Raw genomic sequence first — 19,167 nt, forward strand, 5'->3', positions numbered from 1 at the left:
AGAGGCACTCTCATGCGTATCCGCTCGTTTCTTCAGCATGACCTGGCCCAGCTCACCGAACTGACCATCGAGACGTTCGGACCGTTCTACGAAGACTCCTTCCGCCCTCTCGTGGGCGAGGCCGTCTTCGCCAACCAGCACGGCAGGTGGCGCGACGACTACGTCGAGCAGGTTGCCGAGCTCCACGACCCCGCCAAGCACCGGTACGTCGCGGTAGCCGAGATCAACGGCGCCATCGCTGGCTACGTGGCCTGGGCGGTCGAGCCTGAGCGCCGAAACGCCAGCGTCACCATCCTCGCTGTGTCCGCCTCGCATCGCCGGCTCGGCACGGGCACCGTGCTGTGCGAGCATGCGTTCGCCGCGATGCGGGACCTCGGCGCCGAGGTCGTCACGATCGGCACGGGCGGGGACGGATTCCATGCGCCCGCCCGAGCCCTGTACGAAGCACTGGGCTGCACGCCGCTCCCGGTGGCCGTCTACTACCGGCAACTCTGATCAGATCCGGGGCGGGTTGCGGCGACGCAGCCCGCCCTGGTCGGTCAACGGCGCACCCGATAGCGCAGGTGAAGCACCCGGTTGCCCTGAATCACCACGTCAGGATCCTCCAACAGGTGCTGCGCGCGGACCGACCCGAAGTAGCGCTTGCCGGACCCGAACACCACGGGTACGACGTCCATGCGCACTTCGTCGACCAGGCCGGCGGCGAGCGCCTGGCCGCCGACGTCGCCAGCGGCGACCTCGACGATGCGGTCACCCGCGAGCTCCTGCGCCCTGGCCACGGCTGCCGTGACGCCGTCGACGAAGTGAAACGGCGCCTCGGGGTCCCAGCCCTCGGGCTTCGGCCGGTGCGTCACGACGACCACGTGGTCGATGCCGCTCGGAGGCTTTCCATCCCAGCCGTCCGTCATGTCGAAGACGTGGCGGCCGGCGATCGTCACCCCGATCTGGTCCCAGTACGGCCGGATGTAGTCGTGGGACGTCTGTGACACCTTCAACACGCCGCTCTCGTCCAATGGGGCGTCGCCGCTGGTCAACCAGTCGAACAGGGGTCCGGGCTGGTCGTTCTCGTCCGCGATGAAGCCGTCCACCGACACTGAGCCGTACAAGACGACGCCGCCCATGAGCGTGCTCCTCTGCTTGGGGATGCCCTCAGGTTAGAGTTTCGTGGGCTGTCGTTCTTGTAAGAAATCAATCGGTCGGCAGCGGCCAGCCGTCCAACACGTGGCCGGGATGTTCGCGCAGGAACCGCCGCCTGACCTCGACGTACCGGGTCGGTGTGAGCCCGGTGAAGGCCCGGAACTCGTGGCCGAAGTGGGCCTGGTCGAAGTAGCCGGCGCCACCGGCGAGGTCGGCCCAGTCGATCGGTTCGGCGGGGTTGATCGAGAGCACTGTGGCGGCGAAGCGGTAGGTGCGGGCCAACCGTTTCGGCGTGACGCCGATGAGCTCCTTGAATCGCTGTGCCAGGTGCGTGCTGCTGACACCGGCGGAAACCCTCAGGTCGTCGATCGCCACCGCCCCGCTGGTCGCGGCGATGATGCGGCTCGTATGTCGGACCAGCCCCAGGCCGGCCGCATCGCTCAGCCGTCGCATCAGCTCCCCCTCGAGCAGCGTCAGCATCTCGTGAGGTCCCTCGGCCGTGGCCAGCCGGTCTCGCAGCTCGGCAGTGGCGGGCCTCCCCCACACCTGCTCTACGGTCGCCGGCCGGTCACACAGCTCCGTCGCGGGCATCGGCAGGAACGGTGCCGGCCCCCACGGCTTGAAGTGCACGCCGACGGACCGGGTCCGGAGTGGGTAGCCGAATTCGAACGCGCGGGTGGGCGTGGTGACCACGCAGCCGTCGGCGTACTCGGCGGTCTCGATGTCGGTGCCGGCACGGATGCGAAACGGTGCGCCAAGGTTGACGATGAGGAACGCCGCCGGACTTGCCGGAAGCGTCAGCCGGGCGTACGGCGGCGCACCCTCCAGGTAGTAAAGGTCGTCGATCAGCCCGTCCAGTGGCGGTCGCGGCACTCGGGACACGTACTCCACGCCGACAGTATCGTCGACGTGGCCGCTGACCGGGCAGTCGCCGCTGGGTGAGGTGCTGGCGAGTCCTCCGGCCACCGAGATCGACGGGATCGCGTCGTGCTTGCCCGACGCACGGCAGGCGTACGGCGCCGGAGCTGTGCTACCGCTTCAGCCATGGCGCTGCCGGTTGGCAGGCGTCGACGGCTTGCGGTGGTGATGACTCGGACCGGCCGAGGGCTCCGAGGGTGGTGTCGAAGGTGGTTTGCCAGCCGTACTCCAGAAAGTCGGTGATCACCTTGCCGAGACGGCCGGGCTCGATCTCGGGTTACTCCTGCGGCGCGATCAGCCGGTCGTCGGTGACGTCGTGGACCGTGATCGCCTCCACCGGGCACGAGTCGGCGGCGTCGAGGATGACGTCGGCCGGGGCGACGACGTCAGCCAGCGGCGCGGACAGGCCGCCGACCAGGTGGAAGTGCTCGGGCGCGGTGCCGGCGCAGATGCTCGTGCCGATGCAACGGCGCGTGTCCACCCCGATTCGCCAGGCGGCACTCACCAGGCCACCGGCATGCCGAGCAGGCCCCGCACCAACATGCCCCGCTTCCACTCCAGCTCGGCTTCCGGTACGGCGAGCCGCAGTCCGGGCAGTCGAGTCACGACGGTGGCTACGGCGACCTGCAACTCCATGCGGGCCAACTGCGCGCCGACGCAGTGGTGGACGCCGTGCCCGAAACCCAGGTGCGGGTTCTGCTCGCGCTCGAGATCCAGCCGGTCCGGGTCGGCGAAGACAGTGCCGTCCCGATTCGCCGATGACAGTGAGCCGAGAACCGGCTCACCTGCCCGGACAAGCACCCCGCCGACCTCGACGTCCTCCTTGGCGTACCTGGCGAAGGAGGAGCCGACGCCGAGCGGCACGTACCGCAGCAGTTCCTCGACCGCGGCCGGCACCAGCGACGGGTCGGCCCGCAGCCGAGCGAGCTGGTCCGGATTGTGCAGCAGGACGTAGACGAAGTTGGGGATCTGGGTCACAGTGGTCTCGTGGCCGGCCGCGAGCAGCCCTCCGGCCAGCTCCACCAGCTCGGTCTCGCTGAGCCGATCCTGATTCTCGTCGCGGGCCCGCACCAACGCGCCGAGCAGGTCGTCGATCCCCGGCTCGCGGCGGCGCTCGGCGACCAGACCACCGATGTAGCCCCAGAGGTTGTTCAGGTACTCCTGGATCGTTTCCATGGGCAGCGAGGTGGTCGAGACGATCGCTTCGGACCAGATGTGGAAGCGGTCGCGGTCGGCGTACGGGACCCCGAGCAGCTCGCAGATCACCTGGATCGGCAGCGGCGTGGCGACGTGCTCCACCAGGTCGGCCGGAGGACCGAGCCGGACCATGTCGTCGACCAGTTCGTCGGCGATCTCCTGGGTTCGGGGTCGCAGCGCCTCTACCCGACGTGCCGTGAACGCCTTCGCCACCAGCCGGCGCAGCCGAGTGTGATCGGGCGGGTCCAGGGTCAGCATGCCGCTGTTCTGCTGGCGTGGGGTGAGCCTGGGCTCGTCGCGGTGGACGGCCGGGGCGCGACCGAACCGCACGTCGCCGAGGACCGTACGGACGTCCTCGTACCGGGTGGCGAGCCACGCCTCCTCGCCGTAGGGGAGCTTGACCCGGGTCATCGGCTCGCTCTCGCGCAGCTCGCCGTAGGTCGGGTCGACGACGAGGCGGTCGGGCACACTGAACGGGTACGACCGGGCCGGCGGAACGGTTCGGCTATCGGTGGTCTGCGCGCTCTCCGTCATCCGAGTTCCCTTCGTCGAGACGGCGTGATCCTCAGGCCGGCACCTCGTTCGTAGCGGCGCCGGACTGCCAGCGTCCGGGACGCGCCGACAGCACACGTCAACGCTCAGTAGTCTGTCGATGTCGGATCGTAGCGGCAGATATCGATGATCGCCATGGAGGCCGGTCCGCCGCCGGGGTGCGGCAGCAAAGCCACACCCCGGCAGGGACATTCATCGGAACTGGCCCCGGATCAGCAGCCGAGCCGCTTGCTCGAAAGGGCGACGTCGTCGATCCAGAGGTCGAACTCGCCCGGTGTCGTGCCGCCCTGGTAGAGCTGCCAGCCGATCTTCACCGTGTCGACGGTCGGCAGGACGAAGGGAACGTCGTTGCCACCGTGGTCGCTCGTGGAGGCTGTCAACTCCGGGTTCGCCACGCCATCGATCCATACAGCGACGCGGTTGTCCGCCGGGTCGATCTTCCACTCGAAGCACTGCCAGGTGTCCTCGACGACCGGGGCGGACTCCCGCCAGTTGGTCCAGTCGCCGGTCGGACCGCCGTCGGCGCCGATTCCCCAGAAGGTCCCGGGGACCGTTGGCGCGTACTGCCCACCGATCGGACGGACGACCTCCGTGCTGCCGGTGCCGGTCGCTTCCACCAGCGTGAAGTGCGCCCAGTCCGGTGCCGTGGGGAAGGCGTCGACGCGCAGGCGCATGCGGCCGTAGAAGCGGTTGCCCGGCGCGGCGAAGTCGTCGACGCGCAGGAAGGCGCGTCCGTTGTCAACGGTGTGGACGTGCAGCACCTGGTTGCCACGACGGGCACGTTCGACGGTGAGCGTGCCGTTCCGGGTGTCGACACCCCAGTTCAACGTGCTGGGCCCCCCGAGAGGCAGTCGCTCGAAGTCCTCACAGAAGAGCAGGCCACGGGGGCACGAGGGCGGGGAGGCCCCCGCCGCCCCGGCCGGAACGCTGCCGACCGCGGCGCCGAGGATCAGGGCGGCGCTGAACACCGCCAGAACACTGCGCATTGTCATCCTCCAAGACGGCTGGTCGCCGACCCCAGGGGCCGGGCCAGCAGGAACTGTCCGGCCATGCGACGCTGGGTGCTCCCGCCTGCCCCGTTGCGGCGCGGTTGCCTCCGCGCTGCGGCGATCCGAGCCATTCCGGCACGCCGCATCAGCTACAGCCACATTGATGAACGTCATCATATGTGACGAGGTTGGCTTCGGTCGGCCGGCAGCGTACCGCCCTGCGGCATTGACTCGGAGACGGGAAGACGTAACGCTGTGGAAGCGCTCCCATCGTCGAGCTCCTCTGCGAAAGGAATGCTCGTGCGTCCCACCACAGCTCTACTTCCGGTCGTGCTCGCCACGGCCCTCGGCGGTCTGGTCCTGCCGGAGCCGGCCCTGGCCGCAGCCGGCCCGGCACTGGCCGTGGACACCACTGCCGCCCGGCACCAGATCAGCCCGTACGTCTACGGCATGAACTTCGCCGACCAGGCCCTCGCCCGCGACCTGCGGTTGCCGGTGCACCGCTACGGCGGCAACGCCACCACCCGCTACAACTTCCGTGCCGACACCACCAATCGCGCGTCGGACTGGTACTTCGAGAACATCCCCAACGACAACCCGAGTCCGGCCGACCTCCCGAGAGGCTCGGAGTCCGACCGGTTCGTGCAGCAGAACAAGGCCATCGGCGCCGCCACGGTCATGACGATTCCGATGCTCGGCTGGATCGCCAAGGATCGGTCGCGGGCGTGTGGCTTCAGCGTCGCCAAGTACGGCCCGCAGCAGTCCACCGACCAGTGGGCACCGGACTGCGGCAACGGCATCAAGCCGGACGGCTCACCGGTCACCGGCAACGACCCGGAGGACACCAGCGTCGCGGTGGGTCCGGAGTACGCCACCGACTTCGTCAACCACCTCAAGGGGCAGTTTGGCGCTGCCGCCGACGGTGGGGTCCAGTTCTACAACCTGGACAACGAGCCGGACCTGTGGCACTCCACCCACCGCGACGTCCGCCCGACCGGGCTGGGCTACGACGAGCTACGCGACCGCACCTACGAGTACGCCGCCGCGATCAAGGCTGCCGACCCCGGCGCGAAGACGCTCGGCCCGGTCGGCTGGGGCCTGAACTCGATCCTCTATTCGGGACTCGACCAGGACACCTGCTCGCGCACCGGCTGCTGGTCTAACCCGCCGGACAAGGCCGCGCACGGCGGCCAGGACCTCGGCCCGTGGTACCTGGACCGGATGCGCGAGTACGAGCAGCAGCACGGCACACGCATCCTCGACTACTTCGACGTCCACCTCTACCCGCAGCAGTCGGGTGTTCTGGGCGAAGCGGCCGGCGACGCCGACACCCAGGCGCTGCGACTGCGCTCGACCCGCCAGCTCTGGGACCCGACCTATGTGGACGAGAGCTGGATCAACAGTCCGGTCCGGTACATCCCGCGCCTGCGCGAGTTGGTCGACCAGCACTACCCGGGCACGAAGATCGCGATGACCGAGTACAACTGGGGTGCCTTCGGGTCGCTCAACGGCGCGCTCGCCCAGGCTGACGTTCTCGGCATCTTCGGCCGCGAAGGGCTCGACCTGGCCACCCTCTGGACCGCACCCACGGCCGACCAGCCGGTGGCCAACGCCTTCCGCGTCTACCGCAACTACGACGGCAAGGGCGGCGCGTTCGGCGAGACTTCCGTCGGGGCGACCAGTGCCGACCAGGGCAAGCTGGCCGTGTACGCCGCCGAGCGCAGCGCCGACAAGGCGCTCACAGTGGTCGTCGTCAACAAGACCGGCGACGACCTGACCAGCCCGGTCGCCCTCGCCGGCGCCTCCGCCAGCACCGCCCAGGTCTACCGTTACAGCGGGGCGAACCTCGCCGGCGTCGTCCGGGAGGCCGACCTGCCGGTGACCGCCAGCGGCCTCACGGCCACGTTCCCGGCCAACTCGATCACCCACCTGGTGCTGCCGCGCAGCACCACGCCCGGCGACACCCAGGCGCCGACCGCCCCGGGTAAGCCGACCGCCGGCACGATCACCGGCGACACCGTCGCGCTGACCTGGACGCCGTCCACCGACGACACCGCCGTCACCGGCTACGACGTGCACCGGGTCGACGCCGCCGGCCCCGTTAAGGTGGGCAACGCCACCGGCACCACGTACACAGTGACCGGACTGACGCCGGACACCCCGTACACCTTCGTGGTGACCGCGCGGGACGCGGCGGGCAACGTCTCGGCGGCCTCCCCCGGCCTGACCGTACGGACCGCGCCCACCGCCCCGACCACCGTCTGCGCGGTCGGCTACACGGCGAACAGTTGGCCGGGCGGCTTCACCGCGACCGTGACGATCAAGAACACCGGCACCACCGCGATCAACGGCTGGAAACTCGCCTTCGATTTCCCCACCACCGGCCAGAAGGTCGGCCAGGGCTGGTCGGCCACCTGGAAACAGAACGGCACGAGCGTCACAGCGGACAGCATGAGTTGGAACGGCACACTCGCCCCCGGCGCGTCCACCAGCACTGGCTTCAACGGCACGTGGAGCGGCACCAACCCGGCACCGACCGCCTTCACCCTCAACGGTCAACGCTGCGGGTGAGCGAAGAGGCCCCACTCCGTACCTGACGGAGCAGGCCTGAGGGGTCCGGGGCGCAGCGGCGCCCCGGACTCCTCACTCCCGAGCGAGGGGGCCGGGGCGGGCGGGCTGCGCCTACAGGGCCGCCGTGGTCTTGCTCAGGAAACTGGCAAGTTGGCCATAGTCGACGTCTTGCCCATCCGTGATGTCGACAGTCTTGCGTTCACCGTTGCCCATCGACCGCAGGAATCCCTTGACCTCGGGGATGTCGGTCGCGTTGAAGACCATGAACGAGACCTTGGCCTTGGCTACCGCGATGACGGCGGCGTAATGGCCGTTCTTGAGGTAGTGCGGCTTGCCGTACTGAAGCCGCTCCTCGACACCTGGAACAGTTTCGTCGATCATCGCACGCAGCTTTTGGCACACGTCGATCTGCCACGGCTGCGTCTTGTTGATGTATTCGGTGACGTCGTCGTTCACGGTCATCCCCTTCATGGTGCTCAGTAGATATCGCGTGTGTGGTGGACGAGGGTGCGGTGCCGCCGCGCTCCCACCCTTCACCACCTGGGGGGCCTCGGGCTCCTGACCCGCCCGGCGAGCTCCTCCCCGGCCGGAGCGTAGGCCAGCAGGCCCACTCCGCGTTCGCCCACGGGCTGAGCCGCGAACCCAGGCATGCTCGCCCCGGCGACACTCGATGCACTGCGACAGTTCATGATCGGCGGCGCCAGGTAGGCGAGATCCACGCTCGAGACCCCACGTTCCCCGGTCGGTCCTCGCACCGCGAGATCATCAGCGAGTGCCCCTGAGTCGGAGTGTCCGACGAGCGATCAGCACGGCGGCGACCACTGCCGCGGCCCAGACGCTCACCCGCACCGGCCAGGCCATCGCGCTCTCCGGCGGCGGGGGCAGCAGCACCATCTGCAGCGCCGCACCGGCGGGCACAAGGAGGACAGCGAGCGTTCCGACCGGACCAGAGCGCTGGATCAACGCCCCGACAGTCCCGAGCGGAGGGCCGAGACACACGCTAGCGATCAGCCAGTACCGGGTCGCCACGTCCCACCAGATGCCGCCGTCGAAGATCACGTCCACGCCGTAGTACGCGATGGTGGCGGAGATCAGCGTGCACCCGCCCGCCAGGGCGCCGCGCAGCATCCCCGCCGCCAGTCGTACGCCTCGACTCACCAGCCAGCCCACCAGCACGGCCATCGCCGCCCAGGCCCATCCGGCGTCGAGGATGAGACTGGCGAACTCCGCGGCCTGTGACCAGCCGCCCCGCTCAGCACGCGCGGTGCCGACCTCGCCCAGCAGCACCGGCACATGGTTGACGATCGAGTCGACGGCACCCAGCGCCACACCGGCCGCCGGACCGACCACCACCCACCACAGCCCATCACGCCACGAGATCATCGCGATCATTGTGCCGGGACCAACGCTTGTCGTCGGGCCGATTCCAAGCCACGATCAGGTGGCCGCGCCGATCAGGCCCGATCTAGCGCCGTACGGTCGCTGGCCACTCCCGGCAGGCGGCCCTCGACGTCGCGACGGCCACCTGCCCCACAACCAGTAACGCGGCCGGCTGCTCCTGCCCAGCCTGGGTTAGGGCTGTTCGCGGCGCAGGGCCGAGGGGGTCAGTCGTCGTCCTTCTTCTTCTTGTCGCGGTTCAGGGCCAGGTCGAGCGCGAGCACGCTGCCGATGATGAGCAGAGGGTCGACGCCGGCGGTGACCTGCACGGCGTAGGTGTCCCGGATCGTCAGCCACCGCTTGGAGACCGAGGCCACCTCGGTGCCGCCGCGCTCGATCACGTACTCGTGGTCGAGCAGGTCACCCTTCATCTCCAGGTCATCAGGCCCCGGCACGTCGATGGTGAACTTGTCGCGGAACGGCGTGAGCAGCTTCTTACGGACCTCTGCGGCCTTCTCGCCGCCGATCCGGATCTCGTAGGTGGGACGGAGCGCCACCAGGTGCCGGTGCAGCGTGGCGACCTCATGGCCGGAGGCGTCTTCGATGACGACCTTGTTGCGGACGCTGAGCACCTTGCCGTCGACATGGAAGACCTTGGTGCCGTGCTCGTCGAGCACGTCGAAGTCGTCGCCGATCGAGAAGAACCGCTCCTTGATGACAAACATGATTCGATTCTCCCCCACCGCACGCGGAAGTGCCGGCCGAGCACGGCTGGCCGGTACCCCCACTCTCTGCCGCTGTCGTCGCGGTACCAACCCGGTCGGCGGGCCATGACGAGGGGACGGCCGGCGGCCGGGGCCCAGCACCAGATTGGACCGCCATGCCGCTGCGGGTCCACTCTGGCAAGCTGTCCCAGTGATGGTCGGTGATCTATTGGACGACAGGTATCAGGTCGAGAGCCGTCTCGGTACTGGTGGCATGTCGGCCGTCTGGCGGGCCTGGGACCGGGTCCTCGAACGCGCGGTGGCCGTCAAGGTCCTGGCCGGCGCGCAAGCTACCGCCCGAGGCGCACGGCAACGCATCCAGGCAGAGGCCCGGGCCGCGGCCGGCCTCTGGCACCCGCACGTGACGAGTGTGTACGACTATGGCGAGCACACCGATGCCGCCGGCCGCCAGGTCTCGTATGTGGTGATGGAACTGCTGCCCGGCCAGACCCTGTCCCAGCGGCTTGCCGCCGGTCCGCTGCCGCCTGCCGCCGCGATGCGGACGTGCGCACAGGTCGCCGAGGCGCTCGCCGCCGCGCACGACCGTAAGCTGGTGCACCGCGACATCAAGCCGTCCAACGTGATGCTGACACCGGCCGGTGTGAAGGTGGTCGATTTCGGTATCGCCACCACTGTCGGTCGGCCGGAGCTGGAGGCGGACGGACGGCTGTTGGGCACCGCGGCCTACCTCGCACCCGAACGGCTCGCCGCTGGCACTGTTCTGCCCGCCTCCGACGTCTACGCGCTCGGACTGTTGCTGTACCGAACGCTGACCAACGAGCTGCCCTGGTCGGCGGAGACCCCCACGCAGATGTTGACCGCTCACGTGTACGTCGATCCGGCACCGCTGCCTGACATCGAGGGAGTGTCACCGGAGGTCCACCGTCTCCTCGACCGTTGCCTCGCCAGGGATCCCGCGGATCGGCCGGACGCCACGGATGTGGCCACGACCCTGCACGGTTTGGCTGATGACGCCGAGCGGCGGGAGGAACAGGCGGCGCAGTCGGCATCCGTCTCCCCCGTGTCGGCCCCGACCACCGCCAGTTCCCCTCCCGGTCGGCGTCGCCGCATCCCCAACGCCGTGTTGATCCCCGTCCTCGTCGTGACGGCGGGGACCATTTCGCTCCTGCTCCCCCAGCTCATACCCGCCGATGGCAGATCCGGCGGGGTCGCCACGCGTGACGGTGCCACCCCGCCCAACGCCGCCTTCGACGTGTCTGCCACTGAGGCACCTGCTCCCCGGCAGACGTCCGCGGGGCCCGCACCAGTCTCACGACCAAGCCGTACGGTGACCGCTTCGGCTGGGCCGGCTGAGCCGACTGCCAGAGCTGGTTCCACGGCCGGCCCTGGCAGTAGAACGTCCCCCAGTGCCGAACAGCCGACGGGGCCGCCGAGTGCCGCGCCGGCACCGACCTCCCCAAAGCCAGGTACACCCATTCGGGCACTCGGTGGCGTGGTGACTGTGCTCTGCACCGGCGATCAGGCTCGCGTGGTCGACGTCGCTCCTGCCCCCGGGTACCGCCTCAAAAACTACAACCCCGGGCCCGTCAACGAGATCCAGGTGGTGCTGCTGTCCGCGGGCAACAGGAGCGAGATCAAGGCGCGGTGCGACGACGGCACGCCATTGCCGAAGATAAAGGAGAGCCGTCAGTGAGCGGACGGCCCGCGCTCACGTCCCCCACTGACACCTCGGTAACTGTATTGGCCCTCGAAACAGCCCCGAGCATGTCCGCTGGTCATGCTGCCGTACCGAAAACACCACGATCCCCGACAGGGTCTGGTTCAGGGCAGCGCGGTGACGAATTCCGCTGGCGTAGTGCGGAGTTGGGTGTCCCTGCTTGGCGGCGTGCCAAACATGCGGCGGTATTCACGGCTGAACTGGGAAGGGCTGTCGTAGCCGACGCTGAGGCCCACACCGGTGATGTCTGAGGGGCGGCTGGCGAGCAGGAGCCGAGCTTCTTGCAGGCGGATGCGTTTTTGGAACTGGATGGGGCTCATTCCTGTAACTGTGTGAAAGTTGCGGTGGAAGGCGGAAACGCTCATGCCAGCGATTTCCGCCAGGTCCTCCACACGAAACGCGGTGGCGTAGTTCTCCCGGATCTCATGCACAGCGCGGTTGATGTGGGCCAGTCCGCTGTCGGCGAGACCGAGCTGACGGATGGCGACGCCCTGCTCGCCACGCAGGAGATACCAAAGGATTTCCCGCTTCACCATGGGAGCGAGGATCTTGCGGTCTGCGGGCTGCTCCAGCAGCCGCAGCAGGCGCACGATGGCGTCCAGCAACGTAGGCGAAGCTGTGGAGACGGCGATGCCGGGTGATGCGGTGCGTGGGGTGGCCGACAGGTCTCGGGGGTCGGCTTCCAGGAGGAGTTCAGCAAGGGCTGAGGGAGCGAGAGTCATGCCGAAGCCGAGGGTGGGCTGCCCGGTGTCCAGGACATGGCCGGTGACGGGGAGGTCGGCGGAGGCGATCAGGTACTCACCGGGCCCATATTCGTAGAGGTGCTCGCCCAGGGCGAGTCGTTTGCCACCCTGGGCGATGACTGCGAGCACGGTCCCGGACATCCCGGCCGCCGAAGCATTCGGATGGTTGAACTTGCATACCTTGATGCCCTCGATCGCCGTGCTCATGTCGGGCCGCGCGTGCCGGTTGAGAAGCTCACGCATTTCGTCCAGGGCAGACATGATTCTATTCATGCACAAAACTCCACGAGGTGATGTCGGCTTGGCATGATTGGGCAGACATTCAGAGGTTCTGGCCTCCGGAGACTTCGATGTCCTGGGCGGTGATCCACCGGCCTTCCTCGGAGACCAACATGGCGATGACCATGCCGATGTCGTCGGGCTCACCGACGCGGCCGAGAGTGAAGGTCTTCGCCAGCTCCGGGATGATCTGCGGGTTCTTGCTGAACGCGTCGTCGGCGAAGCGGGTGACGGTGGCTCCCGGTGCGACCGAGTTCACGCGGATGCCGCGGGGACCGAACTCCTTGGCCATGTAACGGGTGAGCACCGCCACGGCGCCCTTGAGAGCCGCGTAGACGGAGTATCCCGGCGCGGTCACCTGGGGCAGCGTGGAGTTGCTGGTCAGGTTGACGATGGCGCCGCCGTCGGCGAGGAGCGGCAGCAGGGCCTGGGTGAGAAAGAAGGGCCCCTTGAACAGGCCGTCGGTGAGCCGGTCGAATTCCTCTTCGCGGGTGTCCTCGATCATCGCCATGCCGGCGAATCCGGCGTTGTTGACCAGGTGATCGAAGGAGTACCGCTGGAAGGTATCGCGCAGCACCTCGGCAACGGTCTGCCGGAAGATGGTGAATCCCGCCGTATCGCCGAGATCCAGGTGGAGCGCCACGGCAACGCCGCCCTGCTGCTCGATCCGCGCGACAGTGTCCTTGGCACCCTGTTCGTTGGAGCTGTAGGTCAGGATGACGCCGGAACCACGCCGGGCGATCTGCAGGGCCGCGCTCTGGCCGATGCCGGAGCTTGCACCGGTGACGACGGCTACCTTCATGATGTGCCTCCTGGGCCTGAGGATTCGTCGGAATCCGTGCGAAGTGTGTCCCTTCCAGGAGAGCGCTGTGCCGAGCCCGCGAAAAGAACGATCCTCTTCGCCTCATGCCCAATCCTCTTGGATGGCCGGGCATGGACCGCGTCGGCCGTGCCCGCCACTGCCCGCGCAGAATCGTGCAAGGATCCGTCAGGATGCCCCTAGCAGCCCTTCCGGCGTAACGGTTGACTTGCCCCAAAGCCATTTCCGTAAGGCACGAGTGAGGCAGCCGACCATGACCGACACCGCGGACAGCAGCTACGACGTGGGCGCGGTCAGGCGCGCTCTGGCAATCGGCCCGGGCTCGCCGCGCGAGGCACGCACCATCGACATCACCACCCTGGGCCGGCGCACCGGCCGCCCGAGGCGCATCGAGATCTGGTACCACCATGTCGACGGCCGTTGGTACCTCAGCGGGATGCCGGTGCCCCGAAGCTGGCACGCCAACCTGTCGGCGCACCCGCACTTCACCTTCCACCTCAAGAACGGCGTCCGGGCAGACCTGCCGGCCACCGCAGTGCCGGTCAAGGATCCCGCGGTGCGCCACCGCGTACTGTCTGCGGTCGTCGCCCTGCAGGACGAGCCCGGTTTGCGTGTGCGCGTCACCCAACGCCAGCGCCTGGAGGACTGGCTCGAGCACAGCCCGCTGATCGAGATCATTTTCGACGACGAACGGCTACGCCCCCGGCGCTGATCGACAGCGGGGCACTCTGGCAGCACTGCGGGTCGGTCGGACCTGGACACCCGCCCATACTGTGCCGTCTATGGGTGACCTGAGGGCGGACTTCGCCGAATGTGGCGTGTTCTTTCGAGACACCAACCTGCCGAGCGCGGTGCTGGCGAAGTACCGACCCGGCTTGTTTCTTCGGGAGCCGACGTTCTGCGACGCCTCGGGGCGACCGGGTGGTTTCGTCGCCCGGCATCGTTATCTGATCTTCTCCGCGAATGCGCGGACGCTTCCGCTGATGCTTGCCGATTGGGGCCTGTGTCTGTGGCCGAGGGACCGGCTGTTCAAGATTCTCGACAGGGTGACCGACGGCGTCCGTACACAGATCACCCTGCTGGAGGTCCCGGACCGCCATATCGCGGTGTTCTCGGACGAGGAGCCCAACGGCATCGAGGCCGCGTACGCCGCGCATGGTCGGGAGCTGTTCGACCAGCTTCGGCTGGCAGCTGTGGTACCCGAGCTGGACACCGACCGGTGGCGAGAGCGGCTGGTGTACCCGGTGGGTGTCGACGACGAAGCCGGCTACTTCCCGCTCTACAAGCCCGCGGAGTACACCGACGGCGCACCCCTTGCTCAAATGGCGCACGCGGTTCGGTATCAGGCGGAGCGCCTCCTGGAGGCCGGTGCGTTCGGCGATGCGCAGGCGCAGCTTCGCTCGAGCGTCGAGCCGCTGCGGCCGTTCGCCTCCCGGTTGCCTGAGGCGCTGGCGGGTCTGCTGGCGGTGCGCGCGGAGCTGCACGCGCAGTTGGGCGACGGCAACGCGGCGGAGGCCGACCTGCACGAGGCGTTCAGGTTGTGCAAGCAGCTCGACAACGATCGGCTACCGGTAGCTGCCATCCTGTCCCGCCTTGGCCATCTCTATCAAAGCGCCGGCCAACTCGACGCTGCTGAGAAGCACTACCTGCACGCGCTGGCGATCAAACGACGAGTGGCTGGGGATCGCAGCGCGGAGGTGGTCCCGACGCTCGTGTCTGTCGCCGTCCTGCACGAGCAGCGCGGCGAGTACGCGCGGGCGCAGGAACTACTCGATGACGCACGCGCCATCGCGCGGGAACGTGGTTGGGACGACGACCCGGTGATGCTGAGCAACCTTGCACGGCTGCAGCAGGCGCAGGGCCGATTTGACGACGCATCCGACAACTATCGGGCTGCGCTGGCGGCAACCCGCCCCTCCGCGATCGGGGGGCACCAACACACAGCGCTTTTGGGCAATCTGGCCGAGCTGCACGCGGCGCACGGCGACGCGGACGAGGCCCTGCGGCTGCTGACCGAGGTACTCGACCGGCAGCGCGAGATGTTTGCCGAGCTCAGTGCCTACGGCTCGCAGGAGCAGCTTGTGCAGCTGCTGAGGGCGTCACGGGTCCGCGTCGGGCAGTACGTCGCGCTGGTGATGTCACGGTTCACGGACTCACCGGAGTGTGTCCGCCGGCTGGCGGATCTGGTGGTGGACCGCAAAGGGTTGGGTATTGATTCGTTCGCGCAGCGGCGTGCCGCGGCCGCTGCGGATCCTGATCAGCGGGCGCGACTTGATCAGTTGGCTCAGCTACGCCGGTGGGTAGCCGAGCAGCAGCTCGCAGGCGCCGGCCAGAACAGCGAGGCGGGCTTCCACCGAGAGCTCCGTCGGGCTCGCCAGGAGTGTGAGGTGTTGGAGGCGGAACTGGCGCGGGACCTGCCGGGTTTCGATACGGGCCGCCTTGCCCGACGGATGGACAGTGCGACGGTGGCGCGGGCGACGCCAGCCGGCGCGGCCTCGGTGGAGTTGCTGCGGTACGGCGACTTCGACTTCGCCGCCATTCGAAGTCGGGGCGAGCAGCAGTGGCGGCCGGCACGGTACCTCGCTGTCGTCCTGCGACCCGAGCGGCCCGATGAGCCGGTGCTGGTCGACCTTGGGGTGGCCGCGGCAGTGGACGAGCTTGTCGCGGCCGTGCGGGCCCAGGTCACCGGCCGACGCGACCAACCCATCGGGGCGCGGCAGTCGATCAGCCCTGAGGCTGCGCCCCGGGACGCGTCGCAGCGCCTCCGGGCCGTCGTGTTCGACCCGTTGTGCGCTGCGGTCGGCGGCACCCGCCGGTTGTTGATCGCACCGGACGGCGACCTGCTGCGGCTGCCATTCGAGATGCTGGCGACCACTGACGGCCGGCAGGTGATCGACGACTACACCATCTCCTACCTGACCGCGACCCGGGACCTGCTCCGGCTTGGCGCACCGGCGCGACGGTCGTCTACGCCGCCGCTGGTGGTGGCCGGCCCCGACTACGACCTCGGTTCACCCGGCGGGCTGGGTGGGCCCCTGGCACCCCTGCCAGGGGCCGTCGAAGAGGGCAAACGCGTCGGCAGGCTGCTAGGTGTACTCCCCAGACTCGCCGGTGAGGCGACGAAACCGGCTGTTCAGGACACTCACGCACCGGTGGTCCTACACATCGCCACGCACGGTTTCGCCCTCAAGCGCCAACCGCCCCTGGCACCGCACGAGATCGCCGTCGGCATGACCATCCGCTTGGCTGACCCGGATCAGATGTCGCTCGTGCTCAACGGTGTCCTCGCCACTCCAGGCCCGTTGGTGGCCGCCGACGAAGACTTCGCCCGGATGGCCGGCAGCCGGTTGGCGAACCCGCTGTTGCGATCCGCGCTCGCGATGGCCGGCGCGAACACATGGCTGAGCGGCGGCGAGCCACCCGACGGTGCCGGCAACGGCATCCTCACGGCGTTGGAGGTGACCGACCTGGATCTGAACGGCACGGAGCTTGTGGTGTTATCCGCGTGCGACACCGGTCTGGGCGAGGTGGAACCCGGCGAAGGCGTCTTCGGCCTACGCCGTTCTTTCGTGCTGGCCGGCGCCCGCACCCTCGTGATGAGTCTGTGGAAGGTCCCGGACGAGCAGACGGTACAGCTCATGGCTGACTTCTATCAGCTTCTGAGAGAGGGGCAGCCCCGCGCCGAGGCGCTGCGCCAGGCACAGTTGCGCACCCGCGAGCGGCACCCCGAGCCCCGTTACTGGGCGGCGTTCATCTGCCAGGGCGACGGCGGTACCCTGTCGACATTGGCCTCACCCGCACCGGATCTGGAGCCTGAGCGTTGACCGACCGCGGCGCATTCCCGATCGACGACTTCTGTCCCGAGTGTGAGCTCACCCGTGGCAGGCACGAGACGTGGTGCTCCGCCCATTACGCAGGCGATGCCGGCATGCCACCCGAGGGCGACTCTGGTCCTGCGACGCCAGTGTGCGCCGATCCGCCGCCTGCCGACACCGAATAGGCCCGCCATGTCGAACGGACCTCGCTGGCTGGTGCGCTACCCCTTGGGCACTACCGACGCCTTCCGGTCCATGGGCACTGTCGCCGCGCCGCTGCTGGCCGGGTTCGCCCTCGCCACGCTCGCGGTGCTGCTCACTAGCGATGTGAAAGTGCGCCTCGCCGGACCTGCCACGTTCGCGCTCGCCCTCGCCGCGGCCATGTTCGTCTTCTGTGTGCAGTTCACCGTCGCCGGGCTGCTGTATTCCGCTTCCCCCGCCGAACGCTCCGGCTGGCAGCCCACCGTCGACGACACGGACGTGGCGGAGCGGATGCGGCGAGTGCAGCGCAGGGACTACCTCCTACAGGGGAAGTACCTCTTCCGCGCCCGGCTGACCTACGACGTGGGAATCGTCAGCCTGCTCGCCGCGCTCCTGGCCTTGGTCACCCCCCAAGACTGGCTGTCCTGGCGCGGCGCCGCGTTCGCGGTGGTCGCGGCGGCCCTGACGGTCGAGCTCGTCTGGGTGATCGCCGGTCGCACCCGCTACGCACCTGGCTGGCTTCTCCCCTCCTACCGCCACACCCGCCAGTAGCTTCAGGTGCGGTCGAAGACGGCAAGAGTCGGCTGACGCTCCCACCTGGCACAGACCGGAGTGTGGCATCCCCCAGACCGGCTGGGATGCACCGATTCCGGGTCCACCAGTGGCGGTACCCGAGGTCGGCATCATCGCCCAGCACCCCCGGAGCCAGGCGTCCAGCCGTGTCCAGCCGTGTCCAGCCGCGTCCAACATCGCACTCGCGGTCCCCTGCCGATTGCGAGGATTGCCGTCCCGGTCCGGGCCGTCCGGCTCCTGACCTGGCCGACCAGTCCCCTCGTGATGGGAGCGGTGAATGTCAGAACCTGTTGTCAGCCACCCGCGTACGACAAGACCAAGCCGCAGGTCCCTGCTCGCGATGGCGCTCGCCGTCGTGGCGTCGGTGGCCTTCGTTCCGACGGCCGCAGCGGCCGGGCCGGTAGACCGACCGGCCCGACCCGGGGGCGCGGCGGATCCGGTCCGCACCGATGGTCGGGCAGCCCTGGCTTCCGTCGGCGGCGTCGCCAGGGACCGGGCGGGCGGGGCGGCGGACATGGCCCAGGCGATCGCCGCACAGCGGGGTATCAGCCGCGATGCCGCCGAGAAGCTGATCAGCGCCGAGAGCGCCAATGTGCGACTCGCCAACCAGTTGACCACCGAGCTGGGTGCCAGCTCGGGTGGCGCGTACCTGTCCGATGGCGACCTCGTCGTCGCGGTCACCGACGCCGCGGCTGCCGCGAAGGTGACGGCCGCCGGCGCGAAGGCGCGCGTCGTCGCTCGTGGCGAGCGGCAACTCCAGTCCATCCAGCGGGCGCTGGAGGCTGCGGCGAGTGAGCCGAACACGACCTGGGGGGTGGACCCGGCGACCAACCAGGTGGTGGTGAGCCTGCCGGCGTCGGGGGTGAAGAACGCCGTGCAACGCTCGGTGGCGCGCAAGTTCGGCGCGGCGGTGCGGTTCGAGACCAGCGCCGGCCAGATCCAGCCGAACGTCGGGATCTCCAGTGGGGACTCGTTGGGCGGCTGCTCGGCCGGGTTCACCGCCACCGACTACACCTTCAACTACATCATCACGGCCGGCCACTGCACTCAGGGCTACCCGCACTGGACACTGCCCAACGGGCAGGACGTCGGGCCGTCGTTGGAGAGCAACTATCCGGAGAACGACTACGGCCTCATCTGGATGAACGGTTCGTCGGTCTGGGCGACCGGCGTCATCAACCTGTGGAACAACACAAGCCGCAGCATCCACGGTTGGGCGACGGCCGTGAGTGGGCTGTCGGTCTGCAACTCGGGCAGGACCACCGGATTCCGGTGCGGCTCGGTGCTCAAGACCAACGTGACGGTCAACGGCGCCGGCGGCACCGTACGCCAGATGGTCGAGACCAACATCTGCACCCTCGGCGGCGACAGCGGTGGGCCGCTCTTCGCCACCAACACCGCGTACGGGCTGAACTCGCACGCCAACCGGAACGGCAGCCAGTGCAACTCGACGCCGCGCACCTGGCATCAGCCGGTGGGAGAGGCGATCAACGCGTACCAGGTCGTCATCTATGGCGCGCCGTGACGAGCGGCGACGAGCGAAGGAGACAGGG

17 protein-coding genes are annotated in these 19,167 nt (G+C 68.7%); 7 read left to right on the forward strand and 10 right to left on the reverse strand.

Annotated features, from left to right (window positions below):
- Positions 1-12: 12 nt before the first annotated feature.
- Positions 13-495, forward strand: a complete 483-nt coding sequence (locus OHB44_RS22205; RefSeq protein WP_330438118.1) for a GNAT family N-acetyltransferase — start codon at positions 13-15, stop codon at positions 493-495.
- A 44-nt stretch (positions 496-539) separates the two neighbouring features.
- Here the strand turns inward: OHB44_RS22205 and OHB44_RS22210 are convergent, their stop codons facing one another.
- From OHB44_RS22210 to OHB44_RS22230, 5 genes are all read right to left on the reverse strand, one after another.
- A complete protein-coding gene (locus OHB44_RS22210) occupies positions 540-1,121 on the reverse strand; it encodes a dihydrofolate reductase family protein (RefSeq protein ID WP_330438119.1) in 582 nt (193 codons plus the stop codon).
- Between the two features lie 67 nt (positions 1,122-1,188).
- Positions 1,189-2,103 carry a helix-turn-helix domain-containing protein gene (locus OHB44_RS22215; protein WP_238684221.1) on the reverse strand — a complete coding sequence of 305 codons (915 nt, stop codon included), beginning with the start codon at positions 2,101-2,103 and terminating at the stop codon, positions 1,189-1,191.
- A 229-nt stretch (positions 2,104-2,332) separates the two neighbouring features.
- Positions 2,333-2,560, reverse strand: coding sequence for a ferredoxin (locus OHB44_RS22220; RefSeq protein ID WP_266305331.1), 228 nt, complete (start codon positions 2,558-2,560; stop codon positions 2,333-2,335).
- Complete coding sequence (locus tag OHB44_RS22225; protein ID WP_266305332.1) at positions 2,557-3,786, reverse strand: cytochrome P450; 1,230 nt, start codon at positions 3,784-3,786, stop codon at positions 2,557-2,559. Before OHB44_RS22225 ends, OHB44_RS22220 begins: the two co-directional genes overlap by 4 nt.
- 230 nt (positions 3,787-4,016) lie before the next feature.
- A complete protein-coding gene (locus tag OHB44_RS22230; protein WP_266305333.1) occupies positions 4,017-4,790 on the reverse strand; it encodes a hypothetical protein in 774 nt (257 codons plus the stop codon).
- 297 nt (positions 4,791-5,087) lie between these two features.
- Between OHB44_RS22230 and OHB44_RS22235 the strand changes: the two genes are divergently transcribed.
- Positions 5,088-7,364, forward strand: a complete 2,277-nt coding sequence (locus OHB44_RS22235) for a glycoside hydrolase family 44 protein (RefSeq protein WP_266305334.1) — start codon at positions 5,088-5,090, stop codon at positions 7,362-7,364.
- A 111-nt stretch (positions 7,365-7,475) separates the two neighbouring features.
- Here the strand turns inward: OHB44_RS22235 and OHB44_RS22240 are convergent, their stop codons facing one another.
- The 3 genes from OHB44_RS22240 to OHB44_RS22250 form a co-directional block, all read right to left on the reverse strand.
- The gene (locus OHB44_RS22240; protein ID WP_238684226.1) at positions 7,476-7,826 is read right to left on the reverse strand and encodes a DUF1801 domain-containing protein; all 351 of its coding nucleotides are present in this window, start codon (positions 7,824-7,826) and stop codon (positions 7,476-7,478) included.
- A gap of 303 nt (positions 7,827-8,129) precedes the next feature.
- On the reverse strand, positions 8,130-8,747 hold the full coding sequence (locus tag OHB44_RS22245; RefSeq protein ID WP_266305335.1) for a hypothetical protein: 618 nt from the start codon (positions 8,745-8,747) through the stop codon (positions 8,130-8,132).
- Positions 8,748-8,968: 221 nt separating this feature from the next.
- Entirely contained in the window at positions 8,969-9,466 is a 498-nt protein-coding gene (locus OHB44_RS22250; RefSeq protein ID WP_266305336.1) for an LURP-one-related/scramblase family protein, read from the reverse strand.
- A 193-nt stretch (positions 9,467-9,659) separates the two neighbouring features.
- Here OHB44_RS22250 and OHB44_RS22255 point away from each other — a divergent pair, with 193 nt between their 5' ends.
- Positions 9,660-11,159, forward strand: a complete 1,500-nt coding sequence (locus tag OHB44_RS22255; protein ID WP_330441265.1) for a protein kinase domain-containing protein — start codon at positions 9,660-9,662, stop codon at positions 11,157-11,159.
- Between the two features lie 128 nt (positions 11,160-11,287).
- On the opposite strand, the gene OHB44_RS22260 is transcribed toward OHB44_RS22255, so the two are convergent.
- On the reverse strand, positions 11,288-12,187 hold the full coding sequence (locus OHB44_RS22260) for an AraC family transcriptional regulator (RefSeq protein WP_238684229.1): 900 nt from the start codon (positions 12,185-12,187) through the stop codon (positions 11,288-11,290).
- 61 nt (positions 12,188-12,248) lie between these two features.
- A complete protein-coding gene (locus OHB44_RS22265; protein ID WP_266305338.1) occupies positions 12,249-13,007 on the reverse strand; it encodes an SDR family NAD(P)-dependent oxidoreductase in 759 nt (252 codons plus the stop codon).
- A gap of 271 nt (positions 13,008-13,278) precedes the next feature.
- Between OHB44_RS22265 and OHB44_RS22270 the strand changes: the two genes are divergently transcribed.
- From OHB44_RS22270 to OHB44_RS22285, 4 genes are all read left to right on the forward strand, one after another.
- Positions 13,279-13,737 carry a nitroreductase/quinone reductase family protein gene (locus tag OHB44_RS22270; protein WP_330438123.1) on the forward strand — a complete coding sequence of 153 codons (459 nt, stop codon included), beginning with the start codon at positions 13,279-13,281 and terminating at the stop codon, positions 13,735-13,737.
- 139 nt (positions 13,738-13,876) lie between these two features.
- Positions 13,877-16,849 (forward strand): CHAT domain-containing protein, encoded by a 2,973-nt coding sequence (locus tag OHB44_RS22275; protein ID WP_330438124.1) that lies wholly within the window; start codon positions 13,877-13,879, stop codon positions 16,847-16,849.
- A 183-nt stretch (positions 16,850-17,032) separates the two neighbouring features.
- Positions 17,033-17,593, forward strand: coding sequence for a hypothetical protein (locus OHB44_RS22280; protein WP_330438125.1), 561 nt, complete (start codon positions 17,033-17,035; stop codon positions 17,591-17,593).
- Positions 17,594-17,891: 298 nt separating this feature from the next.
- Positions 17,892-19,139, forward strand: coding sequence for a S1 family peptidase (locus OHB44_RS22285; protein ID WP_330438126.1), 1,248 nt, complete (start codon positions 17,892-17,894; stop codon positions 19,137-19,139).
- The last annotated feature ends 28 nt before the right edge of the window (positions 19,140-19,167 follow it).

The organism is Micromonospora sp. NBC_00821 (assembly GCF_036347035.1).
Lineage (GTDB): Bacteria > Actinomycetota > Actinomycetes > Mycobacteriales > Micromonosporaceae > Micromonospora > Micromonospora hortensis.

What these genes read in the sequence shown, in the direction of transcription:
- OHB44_RS22280 (WP_330438125.1), top strand. Translation starts at nt 17,033, where the DNA reads ATGTCGAACGGACCTCGCTGGCTGGTGCGCTACCCCTTGGGCACTACC.
- OHB44_RS22250 (WP_266305336.1), bottom strand. Translation starts at nt 9,466, where the DNA reads ATGTTTGTCATCAAGGAGCGGTTCTTCTCGATCGGCGACGACTTCGAC.
- OHB44_RS22265 (WP_266305338.1), bottom strand. Translation starts at nt 13,007, where the DNA reads ATGAAGGTAGCCGTCGTCACCGGTGCAAGCTCCGGCATCGGCCAGAGC.
- OHB44_RS22285 (WP_330438126.1), top strand. Translation starts at nt 17,892, where the DNA reads ATGTCAGAACCTGTTGTCAGCCACCCGCGTACGACAAGACCAAGCCGC.
- OHB44_RS22270 (WP_330438123.1), top strand. Translation starts at nt 13,279, where the DNA reads ATGACCGACACCGCGGACAGCAGCTACGACGTGGGCGCGGTCAGGCGC.
- OHB44_RS22255 (WP_330441265.1), top strand. Translation starts at nt 9,660, where the DNA reads ATGGTCGGTGATCTATTGGACGACAGGTATCAGGTCGAGAGCCGTCTC.
- OHB44_RS22245 (WP_266305335.1), bottom strand. Translation starts at nt 8,747, where the DNA reads ATGATCTCGTGGCGTGATGGGCTGTGGTGGGTGGTGGTCGGTCCGGCG.
- OHB44_RS22240 (WP_238684226.1), bottom strand. Translation starts at nt 7,826, where the DNA reads ATGACCGTGAACGACGACGTCACCGAATACATCAACAAGACGCAGCCG.
- OHB44_RS22210 (WP_330438119.1), bottom strand. Translation starts at nt 1,121, where the DNA reads ATGGGCGGCGTCGTCTTGTACGGCTCAGTGTCGGTGGACGGCTTCATC.
- OHB44_RS22260 (WP_238684229.1), bottom strand. Translation starts at nt 12,187, where the DNA reads ATGTCTGCCCTGGACGAAATGCGTGAGCTTCTCAACCGGCACGCGCGG.
- OHB44_RS22205 (WP_330438118.1), top strand. Translation starts at nt 13, where the DNA reads ATGCGTATCCGCTCGTTTCTTCAGCATGACCTGGCCCAGCTCACCGAA.
- OHB44_RS22230 (WP_266305333.1), bottom strand. Translation starts at nt 4,790, where the DNA reads ATGCGCAGTGTTCTGGCGGTGTTCAGCGCCGCCCTGATCCTCGGCGCC.
- OHB44_RS22235 (WP_266305334.1), top strand. Translation starts at nt 5,088, where the DNA reads ATGCTCGTGCGTCCCACCACAGCTCTACTTCCGGTCGTGCTCGCCACG.
- OHB44_RS22225 (WP_266305332.1), bottom strand. Translation starts at nt 3,786, where the DNA reads ATGACGGAGAGCGCGCAGACCACCGATAGCCGAACCGTTCCGCCGGCC.